Source organism: Flagellimonas spongiicola (assembly GCF_023502425.1).
GTDB lineage: Bacteria > Bacteroidota > Bacteroidia > Flavobacteriales > Flavobacteriaceae > Flagellimonas > Flagellimonas spongiicola.
On sequence record NZ_JAMFMA010000001.1, the window covers coordinates 476,566 to 495,618 of the forward strand.

17 protein-coding genes are annotated in these 19,053 nt (G+C 40.2%); 1 reads left to right on the top strand and 16 read right to left on the bottom strand.

The genetic code is table 11. The features are described 5' to 3' along the window. Positions 1 to 46: 46 nt before the first annotated feature. From M3P19_RS02335 to M3P19_RS02390, 12 genes are all read right to left on the bottom strand, one after another. Entirely contained in the window at positions 47 to 715 is a 669-nt protein-coding gene (locus M3P19_RS02335; RefSeq protein WP_249656007.1) for a hypothetical protein, read from the bottom strand. Positions 716 to 726: 11 nt separating this feature from the next. After that, positions 727 to 1,320, bottom strand: a complete 594-nt coding sequence (locus tag M3P19_RS02340; protein WP_249656008.1) for a hypothetical protein — start codon at positions 1,318 to 1,320, stop codon at positions 727 to 729. Next, a complete protein-coding gene (locus M3P19_RS02345) occupies positions 1,317 to 2,030 on the bottom strand; it encodes a hypothetical protein (protein WP_249656009.1) in 714 nt (237 codons plus the stop codon). The genes M3P19_RS02340 and M3P19_RS02345 overlap by 4 nt, the downstream gene beginning before the upstream one ends. Before the next feature lie 100 nt (positions 2,031 to 2,130). Then, entirely contained in the window at positions 2,131 to 3,171 is a 1,041-nt protein-coding gene (locus tag M3P19_RS02350) for a zinc-dependent alcohol dehydrogenase family protein (RefSeq protein ID WP_249656010.1), read from the bottom strand. Positions 3,172 to 3,185: 14 nt separating this feature from the next. Beyond that, a complete protein-coding gene (locus tag M3P19_RS02355; RefSeq protein WP_249656011.1) occupies positions 3,186 to 4,037 on the bottom strand; it encodes a DUF5694 domain-containing protein in 852 nt (283 codons plus the stop codon). A 41-nt stretch (positions 4,038 to 4,078) separates the two neighbouring features. Beyond that, entirely contained in the window at positions 4,079 to 4,375 is a 297-nt protein-coding gene (locus tag M3P19_RS02360; RefSeq protein ID WP_249656012.1) for an antibiotic biosynthesis monooxygenase family protein, read from the bottom strand. A 128-nt stretch (positions 4,376 to 4,503) separates the two neighbouring features. Next, entirely contained in the window at positions 4,504 to 5,385 is an 882-nt protein-coding gene (locus M3P19_RS02365; protein ID WP_249656013.1) for a YihY/virulence factor BrkB family protein, read from the bottom strand. Between the two features lie 77 nt (positions 5,386 to 5,462). Next, complete coding sequence (locus M3P19_RS02370; RefSeq protein ID WP_249656014.1) at positions 5,463 to 6,731, bottom strand: adenylosuccinate synthase; 1,269 nt, start codon at positions 6,729 to 6,731, stop codon at positions 5,463 to 5,465. A 12-nt stretch (positions 6,732 to 6,743) separates the two neighbouring features. Beyond that, a complete protein-coding gene (locus M3P19_RS02375) occupies positions 6,744 to 7,199 on the bottom strand; it encodes a Fur family transcriptional regulator (RefSeq protein ID WP_249656015.1) in 456 nt (151 codons plus the stop codon). A gap of 42 nt (positions 7,200 to 7,241) precedes the next feature. After that, the gene (locus tag M3P19_RS02380; protein ID WP_249656016.1) at positions 7,242 to 9,446 is read right to left on the bottom strand and encodes a RelA/SpoT family protein; all 2,205 of its coding nucleotides are present in this window, start codon (positions 9,444 to 9,446) and stop codon (positions 7,242 to 7,244) included. A 44-nt stretch (positions 9,447 to 9,490) separates the two neighbouring features. Next, complete coding sequence (locus tag M3P19_RS02385; protein WP_249656017.1) at positions 9,491 to 10,723, bottom strand: M48 family metallopeptidase; 1,233 nt, start codon at positions 10,721 to 10,723, stop codon at positions 9,491 to 9,493. 3 nt (positions 10,724 to 10,726) lie between these two features. Beyond that, entirely contained in the window at positions 10,727 to 11,530 is an 804-nt protein-coding gene (locus tag M3P19_RS02390; RefSeq protein WP_249656018.1) for a TrmH family RNA methyltransferase, read from the bottom strand. Between the two features lie 66 nt (positions 11,531 to 11,596). Here M3P19_RS02390 and M3P19_RS02395 point away from each other — a divergent pair, with 66 nt between their 5' ends. Next, entirely contained in the window at positions 11,597 to 12,400 is an 804-nt protein-coding gene (locus M3P19_RS02395) for a DUF6503 family protein (protein ID WP_249656019.1), read from the top strand. A gap of 38 nt (positions 12,401 to 12,438) precedes the next feature. Here the strand turns inward: M3P19_RS02395 and M3P19_RS02400 are convergent, their stop codons facing one another. The 4 genes from M3P19_RS02400 to M3P19_RS02415 all read right to left on the bottom strand — a co-directional run bounded on the left by M3P19_RS02400 (position 12,439) and on the right by M3P19_RS02415 (position 19,053). After that, positions 12,439 to 13,731, bottom strand: a complete 1,293-nt coding sequence (locus M3P19_RS02400; RefSeq protein WP_249656020.1) for an amidohydrolase family protein — start codon at positions 13,729 to 13,731, stop codon at positions 12,439 to 12,441. Positions 13,732 to 13,741: 10 nt separating this feature from the next. After that, a complete protein-coding gene (locus M3P19_RS02405; protein ID WP_249656021.1) occupies positions 13,742 to 16,681 on the bottom strand; it encodes an amidohydrolase family protein in 2,940 nt (979 codons plus the stop codon). Between the two features lie 63 nt (positions 16,682 to 16,744). After that, positions 16,745 to 17,812 carry a DUF3810 domain-containing protein gene (locus tag M3P19_RS02410; RefSeq protein WP_249656022.1) on the bottom strand — a complete coding sequence of 356 codons (1,068 nt, stop codon included), beginning with the start codon at positions 17,810 to 17,812 and terminating at the stop codon, positions 16,745 to 16,747. 134 nt (positions 17,813 to 17,946) lie between these two features. Further along, positions 17,947 to 19,053, bottom strand: a complete 1,107-nt coding sequence (locus M3P19_RS02415) for a peptidylprolyl isomerase (protein WP_249656023.1) — start codon at positions 19,051 to 19,053, stop codon at positions 17,947 to 17,949.

A 19,053-nucleotide genomic window follows, 5' to 3' on the forward strand; every position in this document is an offset into this window, starting at 1 on the left:
ATTTATGATTACTTCATTTTCAGCTTGATTTACAGATCTAAATCACCTAATTCAGAGTGTATATATTCTCATCTCCTTGCAGCGGTGGTGGTGGCGGTGGCGGGAGTAGACTTACATCATGATCCTCAAACAACACATCATACTCAAAAAAACCCGCACCTTTGGTCAAATTGATGCGATAGAACTCAGAAACGATTTCTTTTAGGGTACGTGATATTGTAGTAACGGGTTGGTCATCCGTTACGTGGAAACTTATTAAAGCCTGATTGAGTTTATGGCTATCGTAGCGATATTTATAGGGTGTTTCCATAATGGATTCAAGAACTAAGTGTAGATCTTCGATGGGTTGCTGCGTTCGTTCTTTACCAAAACCAGAATAAATTGAATCGTTTTTGATGTAAAGATGATTACGATTGAAGTAACACGCAATTTCACCTAGCGCTGGGCAACCCGAAATGCCAATTAAATGATATTGTGTATTCTCCCATTTGAATTGAATTCCTACAATCTTGTCCTCACAATTCAATAGATTCATTTTCTTTAGAAGCTCCGAGTAATTGGTTATGGAATCCAAATCGATTATGTCAAAATCACTCGAGTTGCGAAGTTTTATAAATTCATGCGAGAACACTTTGTGCATTGACGCAGAGCTACTATTCTCAACGCAGGAGAAAATTAAGAACAAGCAGGTAAAACTTAAAAAGAGGGATCTCATTTGGTCAATATTTAGGGGATTATAGAGTTCCACAAGTAAAACAATACTACGATAAACAAGCTTAGATAAGCGTAGATGGCTGAGGTATTGAACAATGCCCCTGCATTGCCCGATGCGCTATAAACTGATTTTAGAACGTTCTGAAACTGATACCATTTCAAGTGTTTGTTCCAGCGTAATTGATTTACATAGTACACAGGTAACATGATCATTGAAATCAATACAAAAGGAAGGAATAGAAGCCCAAATAAGGTGAATCCCAACAAGCCTATGGAAACTATTTTACTTAACATGCTTTGATAATGAATCTGCTCCCCATCGACCCGCTGTACACTTTTGGCCCTTATGTAAATTCCGCTTATTACTAAGGATAATGTTTGAGCATCCATTAACCAATTAGGAACTGTTAGGTCGTTAAATAGCCAGGTGAGCGGTTTGTAAAGCAATTGAAAGATCGGTTGAATCAATTCCCTGTAAAAATTAAGAATTGCTTCGGGACTTAATGCCAGTGGGATATCAAAGCCCATTTGGATCAAACTCACAATGGACGAAGCAGATAACGTTATCCCAAGTATGTTCCATAATTTACCTAAGAATCCAGTCATTTTTTTGAAGTGTTAAGATTTGGGTTGCTGTGTTTGATTTGATGTAAAATCCAAATACCAAGTCCAATTCGAACCAAGGGCTGAAGATAGCCATAGATCCATTCATAACACCAATTTACAATTCCATTTAATGCACTTACATTCAGATAATAACGCAAAAATGAAGATAGACTCAAAATGCCAATGAAGAGCATGGCAAAACCTAACCATCTAGGCCAATTCCTTTCTTGAACAAAGGCCAATCCAAACAATAGGGTTCCTAGACCAAAACCATAAATGACCAGAAAGTACTTGCTGTCTGAAATGCCATTGGCCGCATGTATCAAGGTTGAATACATGTCTTTGGCGATTTCATTTTCTGCGTTTACATAACCTGGACGCCATATTTGATTAAGAGAATCAATAAGTAAAGCTTGTTGTGATATTTCGGTATATGCCCAAACGAATAAAAACAAAGTTCCGATACTGATGCATAAAGGGTATTTTCGAATGAACAAATACGCGATTCCAATAGCCGCAATAAAATTGAATTGGGGATGCATAAACAAAATCCAAAGTCTACTGAGGTACAATTTGTTTTCGTACAGCAAGACACTTGTTTCAAAATCAACAGCCGAAGGATGGGGTAAAAATATCAGTAAGGCCGTTGTCAAAGCGCCTAAAAAGGAGCATATAGCAGTAAACCTTAGAAAAGTGGCTGTTTTGTTCATGATGTTCTGATTAGACTGATTTGATGAATTTTGTCACAAAGGTTTAGGGCCTTCCCTAGTTCTAAGTGGCATGAAGTTAACGAATTATGCAATTCGTAGATTAAAACGAATTGATTATGGTAACTCCGCTGTTTTTAAATTGATCCATTTTAGGTAACAGATCTACGGATTGATCCAAGGAAATTGTCCGTTCTATAAGTAATTCGGGTCTCAATTTCCCCGATTGTATCATTTTCAACATTTCTCCATACTTGAAAGCTTGCATACCATGGCTTCCCAAGATTTCCAATTCTTCAGCAATTACTTGATCCATAGGGATGGATGGATGTTTATCATCCCCGGTCATAAGACCTACCTGGATGTGTTTTCCCCTCTTCCTTAAGTTAGCAATTGAGTTGAAGCAGGTTTGCTGGTGGCCAAGGGCGTCAATGGAAAGATGTGCACCTCCTTTTGTAAATTCCTTGACTTCATCAACCACGTCTAATGACCTTAAGCTATTAATCGTGATAACGGCACCGAGATTTTCAGCAAGTTCCAACGCATCATCATTAATATCCACGGCAATGACTTGGGCGCCTGAAGCATGCGCTATCATAATAGCCGATAAACCAACTCCGCCACAACCATGGACTGCTACAAATTCCCCGCCTTTTAGATTCCCTTGTTCCACAACGGCACGAAATGATGTAATAAACCGGCAGCCTAAAATACTTGCGGTTTCATCATTGATTTCATCGGGTAACTTCACCAAGTTTAAATCTGCATGATTCAAGATCATATATTCTGCGAACGAGCCCCAATGGGTAAAACCAGGTTGTGATTGGTTATCGCAAACTTGATGATTGCCGGAATGGCATTGGTAGCAACTTCCACAGCCACCCACAAAAGGTACTGTAACGCGATCACCTACTTTGAAATTAATTACGTCCTTCCCGGTTTCCACAATTTCGCCAGCCAGTTCGTGACCGGGCACATGTGGTAATATGATATCTGGATCGTGGCCTATCCATCCGTGCCAATCACTCAGACACATACCTGTAGCTTTTATTTTAAGCAGTACACCATGAGACATTGGCTTTGGAATAGGTACATCCATTACTTGGATTTTTCCTTGGAAATTTTCGTATACCGCTGCTTTCATATCAAGTTTTTGGGCTAATTCAAATAGTTGAAAGTGTCGACCATTTCATAATTTTCGTCCCTTTCCATAAATTCCCTCAAAAAGGCAGTGTGACTACCACCCATGAGTATAAATACTCGATCTGTTTTCTTTAGATTCAACCGATTTAGGTTGGAATAGATTCTTAAGTTTCTTTGGTAATATTTGGCCGCCTCATCTGCGCCTTCAAAGCCCTCTTCAGTGCCCGCATAGGTTAGGATATCAGCATTGGCGGTAATCAATAGGTCCAATACCTTGGGATGATTCATACGTTTTAGCTTTTCCGGTAAGGAGAGCCCGCTTTCGAAAAGGTTCAAATTTGGAATTGCGGCAAATGGGTCAGATTGAAAACGATTCAGTGTTACAGAATCTATTGCATTGTCAATTTCAAATCCAATTCCATAATTATATTGCAATTTATGGTCTATGCCCCATATTTCCTTCGTTCCAGATAGTCTACCTACTTCAAAAGCAAGGAGCTCCACTTCGTTTGGTTCTTCAAACGTGGAGGTAGAGTCCGAAAGATAGGTGGCATAGTTTTTTTGTAATGTGGGATTGTAATCCGGTACGGTCTCCACAATTAGTACCGTAGGTTTGAATCTGGCTAATTTTTTGGCTATTTGATGGATTGAATCCACATTTTTCTTATCGTATTCGTCAAATTCTATGGTCTTGGAATCTGAAGTATATCCCATATGAAAAGTGCCAAAATTTAAGACTTGGATGGCTGATGGAGCTACTTCTTCTACGATGGGCTCTTTCTTTTGTTTAGCAGCAGACTGTTTATTGTTGCAGGAACCTAGGAGTAAACTAAAAGCAATTAATGGTATGTATTTCGGTATCGGCATTGGTTATTTTTAATTCAGTAAATACTATTTGTTTTTCAAAGCTATTTCGTGAAATCGTCAATTTCCTTAAAGATTTCAACTCCAGTTCTTCTCCCTAAATCATGCATGGAGCTCATTTGGGTTGGTTTACTATCCTGCCAAAAATTTTCCCAATCTTGCAAACTATCCCAACGGGCAATCGTTTTTATACTATTGGCATCTGCCTCATTTTGAAGCATAAAACTACCCCGAGCCCCCTTCACTTCTTGATGTATCTTGTTTGTGGTGGTTTTCCAGGTTTCAATGAATTGAAGTCGATTTTCCGCTGGCACATCCCAGCTATAAATTATTCGTATCAAACTTTCGTTTTTTGGATTGATTTTCTATTCGTAATTGATGAAGCTATGCTGCACAAATGATGATTGTGCTATAAAAATAGTTGCTTAGCCAATTTGGTATTTAAAATACCGAAAATTAAGGATAAAGTTCAGGCTTGAACTTCTATTTTTTCAATTCGTGAAGCATTTTTATTCGGTTGGATTTGAGTTCCGAGACGATCACTCAAGATTTTAACAAAAGATGCACCCAAAAACAGGATTTGTGAAGTGTAATAGACCCAGAGCATAAGTAGGGCAAGAACGCTCGCTGAACCAAAGGTTGTGGATACTTTACTATGGCCAATATAGAGTCCAATACCTACTTTCCCTAGCATAAAAAATACGGCTGTACCAATACCTCCTGCTACAATGGCCTTCCATGGAATAATAGCATCACCTAAAAATCTGAACATCAAACTAAAAATAATACTAAATACCACAAAGGATAACAGATGTTCATAGAGGTATGCAAGTTGAAGGCTATGATGCAGCTTGTCCGAATGTGTGATGAGAAAACTGTTGAACACGGTACTGAGCAAAATAACAAAGAAAGCACTAATCAATACCAAAAATGCCGTCAGGTGTTTGGAAAAGTATTTCAGTATACCGCTGTTTGGCTTTGCTTTGATATTCCAAATGCTATTAAAAGCACCGTGAATTTGACTGAACATGCCAGAGGCACTTAACACTAATGTGGTAAAACCAATAATGGTGGTAAGACCATTATTATAACTTTCATGCTGGTTCTTGATGAGGTTTTGAATTTGCATTGCCGCATCTGTGCCCAAGAGCCCTTGTAATTGGGAATGAATTTCACCAGAAACGGCTGGCTCACCAAATATCAGTCCCAGTATTGAAGTGATGATGATAATAATGGGAAACATTGAAAAAACGGCATAATAAGCCAAGGACGCACCTTTTTGGAAGGTGTTACTTTCAAGGAAATGATCTAGGACTTCTTTTAAAAATTTTAGTGTTCTAGATATTGTCATGTTAATGATTGGCCGCATTCTTAATCCACAACCTAGAATAAGGTTAAAAAAGGTAATACGATTTATTCAAATTGATATCAACGGTGAATGGTCTGCACACGGTCAGGTCCAACGGATACAATTTTAATCGGTACGTTTAATTCACCCTCCAGAAACGCGATATAATCATTTAATGCCGGTGGTAAGTCTCCAGCTTTTGTCAATTTGGTCAAATCCTTGGCCCAGCCCTTCATTTCCGTGTAAACCGGTGTTACGTTTTCACTTTCAATATTATAAGGCAAGTGCTGGATTTGTTCTCCGTTGTATTCGTAAGCCGTGCAGACTTTCAAAGATTTGAATCCACTTAACACGTCCGCTTTCATCATCATCAATTCGGTCACGCCATTAACCTGAACCGCATATTTCAACGCTACTAAATCCAACCAACCACAGCGTCTTGGTCTTCCAGTGGTAGCTCCAAACTCGTTGCCAACCCGACCCATGGTCTCTCCATCTTCATCAAATAGTTCTGTGGGGAAAGGACCACTTCCAACTCTAGTGGTATAGGCTTTGAAAATTCCCAATACTCGACCAATTTTGTTTGGTGCAACACCAAGACCAGTACAAGCACCCGCTGCAGTAGTGTTTGACGAGGTAACATACGGGTAAGTTCCAAAATCAATATCCAAAAGGGAACCTTGAGCTCCTTCAGCTAAAATCTTCTTGCCTTTGGTTTGTGCCTGGAATATGTACTCTTCACTGTCAATAAATGTAAGTTTTTTTAGCGCTTCCACTGCTTCAAAAAACTCAGCTTCCAATTCAGCCAGATCATATTGGATATCCACGTTGTAGAAACCAATCATGGCTTCATGCTTGTTGGCTAAATTTCGATATTTCGTTTTCCAAGCATCAAATTCCAAATCGCCAATGCGCATTCCATTTCTTCCAGTTTTGTCCATGTAAGTTGGACCAATGCCCTTGAGCGTAGAACCGATTTTGGCCTTTCCCTTGGCAGTTTCGGATGCGGCATCCAGCAAACGATGTGTTGGTAAAATCAGATGTGCCTTTCTGGATATAAGTAATTTGGCAACAATATCGATATTGAACTTTTCCAGATTGTCCAGTTCCTTTTTAAAGATCACTGGGTCAATTACAACGCCATTACCCACAATATTGATGGCATTCTCATGGAAAATCCCAGAAGGGATGGTGTGTAAAACGTGTTTAATACCATCAAATTCCAACGTGTGACCGGCGTTCGGTCCACCTTGAAATCGTGCTATGATATCGTAATCTTTGGTAAGTACATCAACAATTTTTCCTTTTCCCTCGTCTCCCCATTGGAGTCCAAGCAATAAATCTACCATGAAATGAGCTGGTTATTCAGTTAGGTTTTCTTCTTTGTTACGGGTTCCGTAAAAGTAAAGTGAGTGGTTGCTGATTTTGATGTCAAAAACCTCCTCAATGGTTTTTTTGATGGATTGGATTCGTGGGTCGCAGAATTCAACTACTTCCCCAGTATCCGTTAAGATAACATGGTCGTGCTGACGGTCAAAATAAGATTTTTCATATTGGGCCTGGTTTTTCCCAAACTGATGTTTTCTCACCAACTTACATTCCAACAAAAGTTCGATGGTATTGTAAAGAGTGGCCCTACTTACCCTATAGTTTTTGGTTTTCATTTTGATGTAGAGTGATTCCACGTCGAAATGATCGTCACTTTCATAAATTTCCTGAAGGATAGCGTAGCGTTCAGGGGTTTTTCTATGCCCTTTTTCCTCCAAGAAAGAGGTGAACACATTCTTTACGATTTCCTGATTTTTATTGTTGCCCATAGCGTCTCACCATTGCTAAATGACAAAGGTACATCTTAAAATTTAAATTCGTGAGACTTTGTCTATTCCCTCTACCTGCTTAAGGCTATTGATCAATTTTTTAAGGATATTATTGTTCTTGACCACTAAGGTGATCTTACCTGTAAACGTCCCACCATCCGCACTAAAGTTTAGATTGCGCATGTTCACATGTAGGTTGTCTGAGATGATGTTGGTGATTTCATTTACTAACCCAAGGTTATCAATACCTGTAATTTGAATGTCCGCGGTGAATTCTTCCTGTGTGGAATCTATCCATTTGGCAGACATGATGCGGTATGCATAATTGGATTGCAAGGAAATAGCGTTAGGGCAACTTTTGGTGTGCACCTTGATACCGTCATTAACGCTCAAGAATCCAAATACGTCATCACCTGGTATAGGATTACAACATTGCGATAGTTTATAAGGCAATTTTTCTTCCTCTTTACCAAATACCAACATGTCGTATTTGGTGGTGATTTCGTCTTTGTCCACGTCCTTAGGCGTGGGATTTCTTCGGATTTTGTTCTTAAAGAAGTTCAGGAAGGCATTGTGATAGGACGACGCGAAATCCTTGATGCGCTCATTGTCGATTACGCCGATACCTACGCGGTAAAAAAGGTCTAAACTGGTCTTGAGCTTGAAGAAGGTCACCAATTTATTAACCGTGTCCTCGTTAAGTGTAATCTTTTGGGACTTGAGCTTTCGTCTTAAAATCTCCTTGCCATCCGCAGCAATACTCTTCTTTTCTTCACTAAGGGAAGATTTGATTTTAGATCGTGCACGCGCAGTTTGGGCATAATCCAACCAGCTTTGAGTGGGTTTTGCACTCTCGGAGGTAATGATTTCGACCTGATCACCACTTTGGAGTTCAGAACCTAGAGGTACCAATTTTCCGTTAACACGTGCGCCGCGGGTTTTCATTCCTATCTCGGTATGGATATGAAAAGCAAAATCCAAAGCTGTAGCCCCTTTGGGCATGGATTTTAGATCTCCTTTTGGGGTAAAGACAAAAATTTCCTTGGAATACAGATTAAGTTTGAATTCCTCCACAAAATCCACAGCGTTACCATTGGAGGTTTCGAGAGCTTCCTGCAGACGGTTAAGCCATTCCTCAATTCCCTGTTCCTTCTGTTCACCGTGTTTGTATTTGAAATGCGCGGCATACCCTTTTTCCGCGATTTCGTGCATTCGCTCACTTCTTATTTGCACTTCCACCCATTTGCCTTTTGGCCCCATCACGGTAATATGTAAGGCCTCATATCCTGTAGATTTGGGGGAAGTGATCCAATCCCTCAATCGTATGGGGTTAGGGGTAAAGTGATCAGTTACAATGGAATAGATTTTCCATGCGAGGAACTTTTCGTTTTTCCGATCGGATTTATAAATGATACGAATCGCAAACTTGTCATACACCTCATCGAAAGCCACATTTTGAGCCTTCATTTTACGCCGAATGGAAAAAATGGATTTCATTCGACCTTTGATATCATAGTTCAACCCTTCCTTGTCCAAGGAATTTCTTATGATGTTTGAAAAGTCCTCGATATAGGCCAATTGGTCTTCTTCCGTGTCCTCTATCTTGGCCTGAATATCGCTGTAAACCTCCGGCTCAGTATATTTTAAACTAAGGTCTTCAAGGTGGGTTTTGATATTGTAAAGACCAATTCGGTGAGCCAATGGCGCATAAATATATAAGGTCTCCGAGGCAATCTTGACCTGTTTATGCTCCGGCATGGAATCCATGGTGAGCATATTATGGTATCGATCAGCAATCTTAATAATGATCACACGCACATCATCGTGCAGTGTAAGGAGCATTTTCCTGAAATTCTCCGCTTGCTGACTGATATCCTTGTCTTTATTTAAATGTGCTATTTTGGTAAGACCATCAACGATTCGGGCCACGGTTTCACCAAACATGCGATCAATGTCGTCTAAGGTATAAGGTGTATCCTCCACCACATCATGGAGTAGGGCAGATGCGATTGATACAGCATCCAATCCAATTTTTGAAGCAACTATCTTGGCTACGGCGATGGGATGGAAAATATAGGCTTCTCCTGATTTTCGCCTCTGATCCTTATGGGCATCAACGGCCACGTCAAAGGCAGAGCGTATCAATTTCTTGTCCTCATTGGTCAAGGTTTGATAGCTGATGCGAAGCAATTCCTTGTACTGCTTTGCAATCTCCTTATTCTCCTTTTCAATAGCAGCCTCCGTCATATTAAATTAAAGTTAGCATAATCTTAATAGCTAACCAACAAAAATTATGCCTTTAGGTTACGGATGCGTTCAATTAGTGGTGGGTGCGAATAATGTACGAACACGTACGCCGGATGGGGCGTGAGGTTGCTCAAATTGTTTTTGGAGAGCTTTTTCAATGAAGTGACCAAAGGTGCCGAGGCATATGTTGTTTTGGCATAATCATCTGCCTGAAACTCAAATCTCCTGGAGAGGTAATTCATGGCCAATCCAGTTACTTCAGAAATGGGACTATACAATAACGCAAAACCTATTAATCCTGCATGAAAACTTGGAGTGGACACGCCAATGGCCAGGGAAATCTCTGGATTATTTATAAAAAGAGACAAAACATAAAGTGTAATACCAGTAAGCATCAAGGAGGTCACTAAATTGAATATAATATGCTTGCGCTTATAATGCCCCACTTCATGGGCCAATACCGCTACGATTTCTTCCTCTTCCAGATCATTGATCAAAGTATCGAATAAGGTGATTCGTTTTTCCCGACCAAAACCTGAAAAGTAGGCATTGGCTTTGGTAGACCTTTTAGAACCATCAATTACAAAGATATTTTGGAGTTCAAATCCAACCTTTTTCGCATAGCCTTCTATGGCATTTTTCAAACTACCATCGTCCAGTGGAGTTTGTTTATTGAACAAGGGAACTATAAATCGACTGTAAAATAAATTGATAAATAGAATAACCACAGTGAACATGATCCAAGTGTAAAGCCAAAATTTGGGGCCTGTCCATTGATAGAATAAAATAAACAGTGTCAAAATACCGCCACCGAAAACGGTTGTTAGAATTAGACCTTTTACTTTATCCAAAAAGAACAATCCTTTGGTTGTTTTATTGAAGCCGTATTTTTCCTCAATAACAAAGGTTTGATAATAGGAAAATGGTAGTCCCGCTATGCTGCTAATGAGCATAATGATGCCAAAAAATACTAAGGTCAAACCAATGGTATGGTCAGTAATGCCACGTGCAATATTGTCTATTAATTCAAAGCCCTCCAGCAGTAAAAAAGCGAGAGTTGCAATCAGAGAAACGCCTTCTGAAAGTGAACCAAATCGATAGTTGGTTAATTTATATGCCTGAGATTTATTGTATTCTTGGGCATCGAAAACGTCTTGCAATTCTGGTGGCACTTGAGCGTCGAAATTTTTGGCGTTCAAATATTCCAAAATTTGGTGGATGATATATTGCACCATCAGGATTCCGATGATGACATAGAATAGATTAGTCTTTTCCATAGGTTAGTTTCCGCGTTGCCGCTTCGCTTCAAATATAAGTATTGCCGCCGAGACCGATACATTCATCGAGTCAATTTCCCCTTCCATGGGAATGATAATGTTCTGGTGGGATTGTTCCAGCCAAGTAGGTGTCAAACCTATGGATTCCGTGCCTACAACTATGGCTGTGGCTTCTTTATAATCACAGCTGGTATATGTTTTGGAAGCTGTTAATGCTGCACAGTACATCTTAATGTTATGCTTTTGCAGAAATTCAATGATTTCTGTAGTGGTCCCCATTCCAATTTGATTGGTGAACACGCATCCTACACTGGAGCGTATAATGTTTGGATTGTAAAGGTCAGTACGTGGATTCGCAATTAATACCGCATCAAGGGCTGCTGCATCCGCAGTACGCAATAAAGCACCGATGTTCCCTGGTTTTTCAGGTGCTTCCGCAATCAGTATCAATGGATTTGGGTTGTTGAATGCAATCTGGTCCAAATGATGTTCCTTTGCTTTTACCAAGGCCATAACGCCTTCCGTAGAACCTCTATAGGCAAGCTTTTCATAAACAGTTTTGGGAACTTCCGCTAGCTGTATATGCCCCTGATTTAGGTAATCTTGAATTGGGAAATCCGAAAGCAACTCGGGACAATAAAGAAGGGTGTCCAAAATGTAATCGCCCTTCTGCGCTAATTCAAGCTCCCGCTTTCCCTCCAAAACAAAGAGTCCAGTTTTCCTTCGTTCCCTTGATTTATCCTTTAGCAGCAGTACTTTTTTGATCAACGAATTCTGCGCACTTATGATTTTCTTAACAGTAGCCACGGCGTAAAAATACGTATTCTTGTAATCCTGTCACCCAAAATCCGACAGAGCTTGAAATTGACTAAAATGAAACACTTATCAACCCTATTTTTGGCTATTGCCATTGTATCCTGTCAACCCAAAGCGGAGAAAAAACAGGACATTGAAACTACTGTTAAAATTGAAACCAAGGCTAAAAAGGATTATCCTGAAGCACTCAACTTAGTATTTGAGGCCCATGGTGGTTTGGATGCTTGGAAACAACAACAAACCTTGGTTTATGAACTTCCAAAAAAGGATTTTACGGAAACTCACACTACTGATTTACATTCACGTAAAGACCGCATTGATGCTCCAGATTTTTCTATGGGCACAGATGGAGAAGGCGTTTGGTTATTGGACACTGATGAAAAATACCAAGGCGATGCCGGTTTCTATCACAATTTGATGTTTTATTTCTATGCCATGCCTTTTGTATTGGCCGATGATGGTATTTTGTATCATACCACTGAGGATTTGGTTTATGAAGGTAAAAGTTATCCCGGAGTTGGTATCTCGTACAAATCGGGCATTGGGACCTCTTCCAAGGATGAATACTTTATTCACTTTGATCCTGAAACACATCAGATGGCGTGGTTAGGATATACGGTTACTTATCGTACGGGTGAGATATCAGAAACAGTAAAATGGATTCGTTACGACAATTGGCAGCGCATAAACGATTTGACATTGCCAAAATCCATCACATGGCATAATTTTGAAGGTTCGACCATATTGGAAGCTAGAAGCACTGTGGAATTTGAAAACGTAGCTTTAAAGGATTCTCGAATGGCGGATGATTTTTATTCCAAACCGGAATTGGCAGAATTTGTTGAGGTAAAAACAAACTAGAAGTAAAAAAGGCGTTCATTGAACGCCTTTTTTTAGTCTTATTTTCCTTGATATTTGCCCATATATCGCTTCCATAATTCGGTTTGATGGGTTTCCAACGAGATGTCCCTACCATCAATAAATGCCTTGGACAATTGATTGGTTCGCATGTCGAGTGCATCTCCTGCTGAAATAAAAAGCGTTGCACTCTTACCAACTTCCAAGGTTCCATAATCGCTATCTATACCTAGAATCTTAGCATTGTTTCCTGTTAATAGCTGAACAGCAACTTCATTATCGAGACCTTGACCTACCGCTTGCCCTGCATAAAAGGGTAGGTTTCGAGTTTGGAAATTGGAAGCATCAGCATTTTGCAATCCAACTACTAAACCGGCATCTACAAGCAATTTTGGCAATTTGTAATTGAAGTTGTAATCATCATCATCAAATCGAGGTAGACTGTGCGTGAAATTTACTAAAACAGGAATATTGTGTGCTTTAAGTTGGTCAGCAACCAAATGGGCATGATATCCTCCTACGAGTACCAAGGATTTTATACCCTTATTGGTCAAGGACGTAATGGCATCCAATATTTCCTTTTCGCCATTAGCATACACATAAAGTTTTTTGCTGCCATCAAAAACACCTTCCATGGCTTCAAAGGGTAAATTTCGGTCGGTTGATGGACCTGCACCGTATACTTTGGCATTCTCCACGAATGACATCAGTTCCTCGATCTGTTGGTCATAATTTTTGTTTGGAATAAAACCTCTAGGCTCGCCCATCCACCATCTTCCGGTTCTAAATGTTGCGGGCCAATTTAAATGTATGCCGTCATCAGCTTTTATGGTTGCATCTTCCCAGTTCCAAGCATCAAATTGAACAATGGATGACGTGCCGGAAATCCTGCCACCTTGTGGTGTGATTTGTCCCAAGAGCACTCCGTTAGGACGCATACTTTCTACTACTTTGGATTCTGCGTTATAGGCAATGATACTTCGAACATGGGGAATCAATTCCCCAATTTCATCCTGGTCATTACTTGCCCTAACAGCATTTACTTCTACCAAACCCAGTGATTTTCCAGGGGCAATAAAACCCGGATAGATATGCTTCCCGGATGCATCGATGATTTTTCCAATGCGGGCAATTCGCATTTTGGCATCACCAACAAAAGTGATTTTTCCCTCGTCAAACATGATCAAGGAATTTTCGATGATTTCTCCATTGCCTAAATGGGCCACTGCACCTTCAATGGTGATAGGACCAGTTTGAACCGGTGCTGGCGTTTGTTGTGCCCAACAGAATGCAGTTAACAGTCCCAGAATTAATGTGATTCTAATTTGTTTCATGGTTTTTTGTTTAGAGGGTATCACAATGGAACCGCATTTTCTTGTTTTGTTTTGGTCCTTGGGTCTTGGCCCCGGCTTCTTTTTCATTCAGCATCATATTTATCAGCTGATTCCTTTCGTTACTTACGGCTTCTTGAAGTGCCTTATCTTTCTCAAGATCAAAGTAGATCGCACCTTCAATCATGGTCATTTCAGATTTTGCATAGACCGATAATGGATGGTTGTTCCACAAGACCAAATCTGCATCTTTTCCTGCTTCAATGCTTCCTACACGGTCATCGATGTGGAGTAAAATGGCAGGATTAAGTGTTACGGTTTTCCAAGCTTCAATTTCCGACATGCCACCGTATTTTACGGTTTTTGCCGCTTCTTGATTAAGCCTACGTGACATCTCCGCATCGTCACTGTTGATGGCAACCGTAACCCCTTGGCTATGCATGATGGCCGCATTGTATGGTATGGCATCATTGACTTCATACTTATAAGCCCACCAGTCGCTAAAAGTAGAACCACCAACGCCATGTTTGGCCATTTTATCAGCCACCTTGTAACCTTCTAGGATATGGGTGAAGGTGTTTACCCTGAAATTGAATTGTTCTGCGACTTTCATCAACATATTGATTTCACTTTGAACATAGGAATGGCAACTAATAAAGCGTTCACCATTCAGGATTTCTGCCATAACCTCCAGTTCTTCATCATAGCGAACACTTTGCCCATTTTTCTTTTTGGCATCGTATTCCTTGGCACGTTGGAAATAATCCACAAAAACCTGTTCAACTCCCATTCTGGTTTGTGGAAAGCGTGAGTAACTTGGCCAGTTGGACTGTTTTACATTCTCCCCCAACGCAAACTTGATGAACTTAGGGGCGTTTTGAAAGACCAGCCCCTGTGCAGATTCTCCCCACTTTAATCTTAAAATGGCAGAACGACCGCCTATCGGATTGGCGGAACCATGGAGTAATTGTATTGTGGTTACTCCTCCGGCTAGATTGCGATAGATGTCCATATCCTTAGGGTCAATGGCATCTGTCATTTTAACCTCTGCTGAGGAATTATGCCCTGCCTCATTAATGGCAAGAGCGGCAATATGCGAATGCTCATCGATGATGCCAGCGGTAAGATGTTTGCCGGTTGCATCTACTATTTTTGCGTTTCCTGAGCTTAAATCCTTACCTATTTTAGCAATCTTTCCGCTTTTGACCAAAACATCGGTAGCTTCTAAGATGGATTCCCCGGTCCAAACTGTGGCATTTTTAAAAAGGATGTTTTCTTGTTTGGGCAGCGCATCATAGCCATATCCAACATTTGGATAATTGAGGGTAACCTGATGTGGCACTACCATAGTGGTATTGGTGTTTGCTTTTACTTCAAAACCTTTTGTACGCTCAAGTTTAACCTGCGATTCGCTCCCATCAACAGAAACCAACTTCCCTTGGATAGTATCTGGATTAGCTACTAATGCTATAAAACGATGTGATTTACCCTTTTCTTGGTTAATGGTAATATTTAGCCAATTGTCTTTATAGTTGATTTTAGAATCAATGGATTCATCCCCAGATTTGACTGAAATTTTTGGTTTATTGATATCTCCGGTAATAGAAACTTCATAGCTTCCCGTATCTGTAGCCAAGGCGTAATCTCCTCTAACATCTTTAGTGCTCATGGAAGTAATGACATTCTTTTCGCCTTGTACCCAGTTTTCATAGAGTACCGTTGTTTTGTCAAAAACATCACCGGAGGTAATCAAGAAATTTGCATGACGACCTGTTTGCAATGATCCCACCAAATTCGATTTTCCTAAAATCTTTGCTGGGGTTGTGGTAAGCGCTTCTAAGGCTTTGGTTTTGGATAGGCCATATTGGATGGCCTTTGCCAATTTTGAACCAAACTCGGCAGGTGACTCCAATGTATGTAGCGTAAAGGAAAATTCAACAGAATTGTCCTCCAGTGCCTTTGGGTTGGATGGTGCCAGATTCCAGTGTCTCATGTCCTGCAAGGAAACATAATGCGCTTGGTACGGGTTAGAAACATCGTATGCCTTGGGGAAATTAAGGGGCACTATCAATTGTGCGTTGGTCCTGCGAATTTCATTTATGTATTGGTATTCATCACCGCCTGCCAAGATCGCATATTGTATTCCAAATTGATCCCCGATTTTATCAGCACGCTGAACATTTCCATTTCCACCGGCGGCAAAAATCTGTGTTAATCCTTTATTGGATATCATTGCTTCAAGGGACCTGTCCTTAGTTTCCACATTTCCGTTATTATACCAATTCATGTCGTGGTATAGTTGTCGCATTAAAGCTGTTGCCCCCATAAGTGATGTTGGGTAGGATTGTCTTTTGGCGATGCTTTTTGAAAACGAAAAGTACTGCGCAGAACGATCTTCCAAAATTCGCTTTGATGCTGTACCCTCATCGTTAAGGGCAACTAGAAGCCCCGTACCTCTGGCAATACCATCTTGAATATGGGCATTAACCACTCCAAATCCAGCTTTTCTTAATTCTTTAGCCTTCTTAGCATCGTAGGTAAATCCCGCTATAGCATTGTTTTCCGGCATTATGTGGTCATTCCAGTAAAAGCCTTCTCTACTGGCTTCGTATTCCGCAGAACGACCTTGGCCACTAGCTCTCTCAGGTTTTTTAATGCCGAAATCGGAATACACATCAATAAAAGAGGGGTAAATGAACTTTCCTTTAAGGTCTTCCACCACCGCGTTTTGGGGAATGTTTACGGAGCTACCTACTGTAACTACTTTTCCATGTTGAATAAGCAGTGTTCCGTTTTGAATTACCTGCGTTGGTGTCACATAAATAGTGGCATTTGTGAATGCCGTGTAGTTGTTGTTCTTTGTTTTGACACCATCATTTTTCGGGAAATAATCTTGTGCCCACAAAGAGGCACCACCAAACAGTAGGGCGAGTGCCAGCAGCTTTACTTTCATAAGTACTTTCTTGAATTAGTAGTTTAAAGGTAAAGGAAGGTGACTTAGTTTACAAGTGATTGGTTAAAACCCTGACTTTTTATGATAATTGATAAGTAATCCTACAACTGAATTGTAACTCATAATACCTTCCTCTTGATTGTTGGCTTTTAAAAAGGTATTGAAAATGGATTTAAAGACAGGTTCCAATGGGTTTTCATATTGAGCCCAAAAATCAGATACTTCCCGGAAATTTCGCTTAACACCTTCATTCATAGCTGCTAGTTGTTCCTTGAATGCATCTTCATCCATTCTCGATAAGTCGGATAAACAATAGCCTAAGGCGTGTGAATAAGCTGCATATTTAAAATAAGGGTCTTCATTGGTCGCAGTAACCAAAAAGCCAATAAAATTTGTGGCGTCTTCTGCGGAATATCCAAGTTGATGGCCAATTTCATGTCCGCTTACGGTAGGCATCCGATAGATGGGTGTAATTCCATTAACCTGAGCCTCATTGGTAAACGGATTTAAGTAACCACCGTACCCCATATAACTCAATGGGATGCTAAACACAGAGGACTTAATGCTCTCTCCTTTATATGCTAAAAATGGATATATATTTTGTAAGCTGGAATACCCTGTTTTTGTTTTACTGAAAACTTCTTTTCTGGAATAGGGGATGGTCACCGAATTAAGTGTATCTCCGGTAATTTCTTCTTGGTATTGATTTGATTCTTGAATAAGATAAGCCGTGAATTCGATCAAGTCCGTTTTGCTGTATTCCTGTTGGATCCCCAGCTTCCAGGTTATGGGTTGTCGATAGTAATTTAATCCCCATAATAAATGAAAGGAAAAATAGACAATGGAAAGCACCACAATAACATCCTTCAGAAATCCAAATGGTTCATGCTTAATGTAATGCCATTTTCGATAAATATATCGAAGGGCCAGAATTATTGCTACTGCGTACAAAATATCCCCAAAAGAAAAAGGTATCCATCCAAATAGCCATCGTAGCGTACGAGAAATATAAGGGTAGAGTCCTTCGCTATAATACCTTTCAACTAGATCGGGATAACTGCCAACCCACTTTACTAATAGTATCTGAAGTGGTAACAACGCAGCGATTATTGTCTTAACTCTTGGTCTCATGATTTCCCTAAAAGGTGCTTCTAATCTAAATTTAAAATTTTAGATAGTACAGCCGGATATTTGTTCTTAACAAAGCTTTAGCGAATTAAAAAAGGGAGCATTGTAGTGCTCCCTTTTAATAAATTTTATAATGCCTATTGGATTCCTGTAATTTCCAAATCGAAAACCAAATCTGCGTTTGGTGGGATTGGTCCGCCGCCTTGTGGTCCATAACCTAAATGAGGAGGAATAAACACACGTATCTTATCACCAACACTCATGGTCTGTAACCCTTCTTTGAATCCTGGGATCAATCGCGCTTCAGGGCTGTATTCCATTGGCGTAGGGAAATAGCCGCCACCTTGTTTTCTTCTTAAATCGAATTTGTTGTACTTGGTTGCCACTTCTTCATAATTACTGTCAAACAGCGTTCCATCTGCCAACCAACCGGCATACATTACCATCACGGTTTGTCCAACTTTTGGTTTTTCGCCTTCACCTTTTTTAAGGGATAGGATTTTCAATCCGGAGGGTAATTCTTCAGCTTCTTCTTTTTGCTGGGTCAATTCAGCGGCAAAATCCGTGATCATTTTGTTGAACGCAGCTACCGCAGCTTCTTCTTCCGCAAAATAATCTGTCATAATTTGGACAGCATCAAAGTTTTTGGCTTCCTTTCCATTTCTTACGATTTCGACTTTGTTCATTACGACTTCCTCTACTGGATTGTTCGCAGGTGCAGAGACTTCTACATTGGCTATTGAATCCACCACTTCCAAACCTTTCACAACTTCGCCAAATACGGTATGTCTACCATTTAACCATGGTGTTTCTTTGTGGGTGATAAAGAATTGACTTCCATTGGTCTTAGGACCCGAATTGGCCATGGAAAGTATTCCTTTTTTGGAATGCGCAAGTGAATCGTGGAATTCATCTTTGAATTTATAACCAGGATTTCCGCGCCCTGTACCTTGGGGATCACCACCTTGAATCATAAAATCCTTCATGACTCTATGGAAAATCAGACCGTCATAAAATTTCTTGTTTTTTAAACTGTCAGCTACAAAAGGACTGTTCCCTTCAGCCAAGGATACAAAATTCGCGACTGTAACTGGCGTTTTTTGATATTCCAGTTTTAATATAATATCGCCCTTGTTCGTTTGGATATCTGCAAAAAGTCCATCGCCCAAATCGGTGTAATGGCTGGATTTGCATCCTAACAACGTCAAGGTGAACGCTGTGATCAATATTAGAGATCGTTTCAT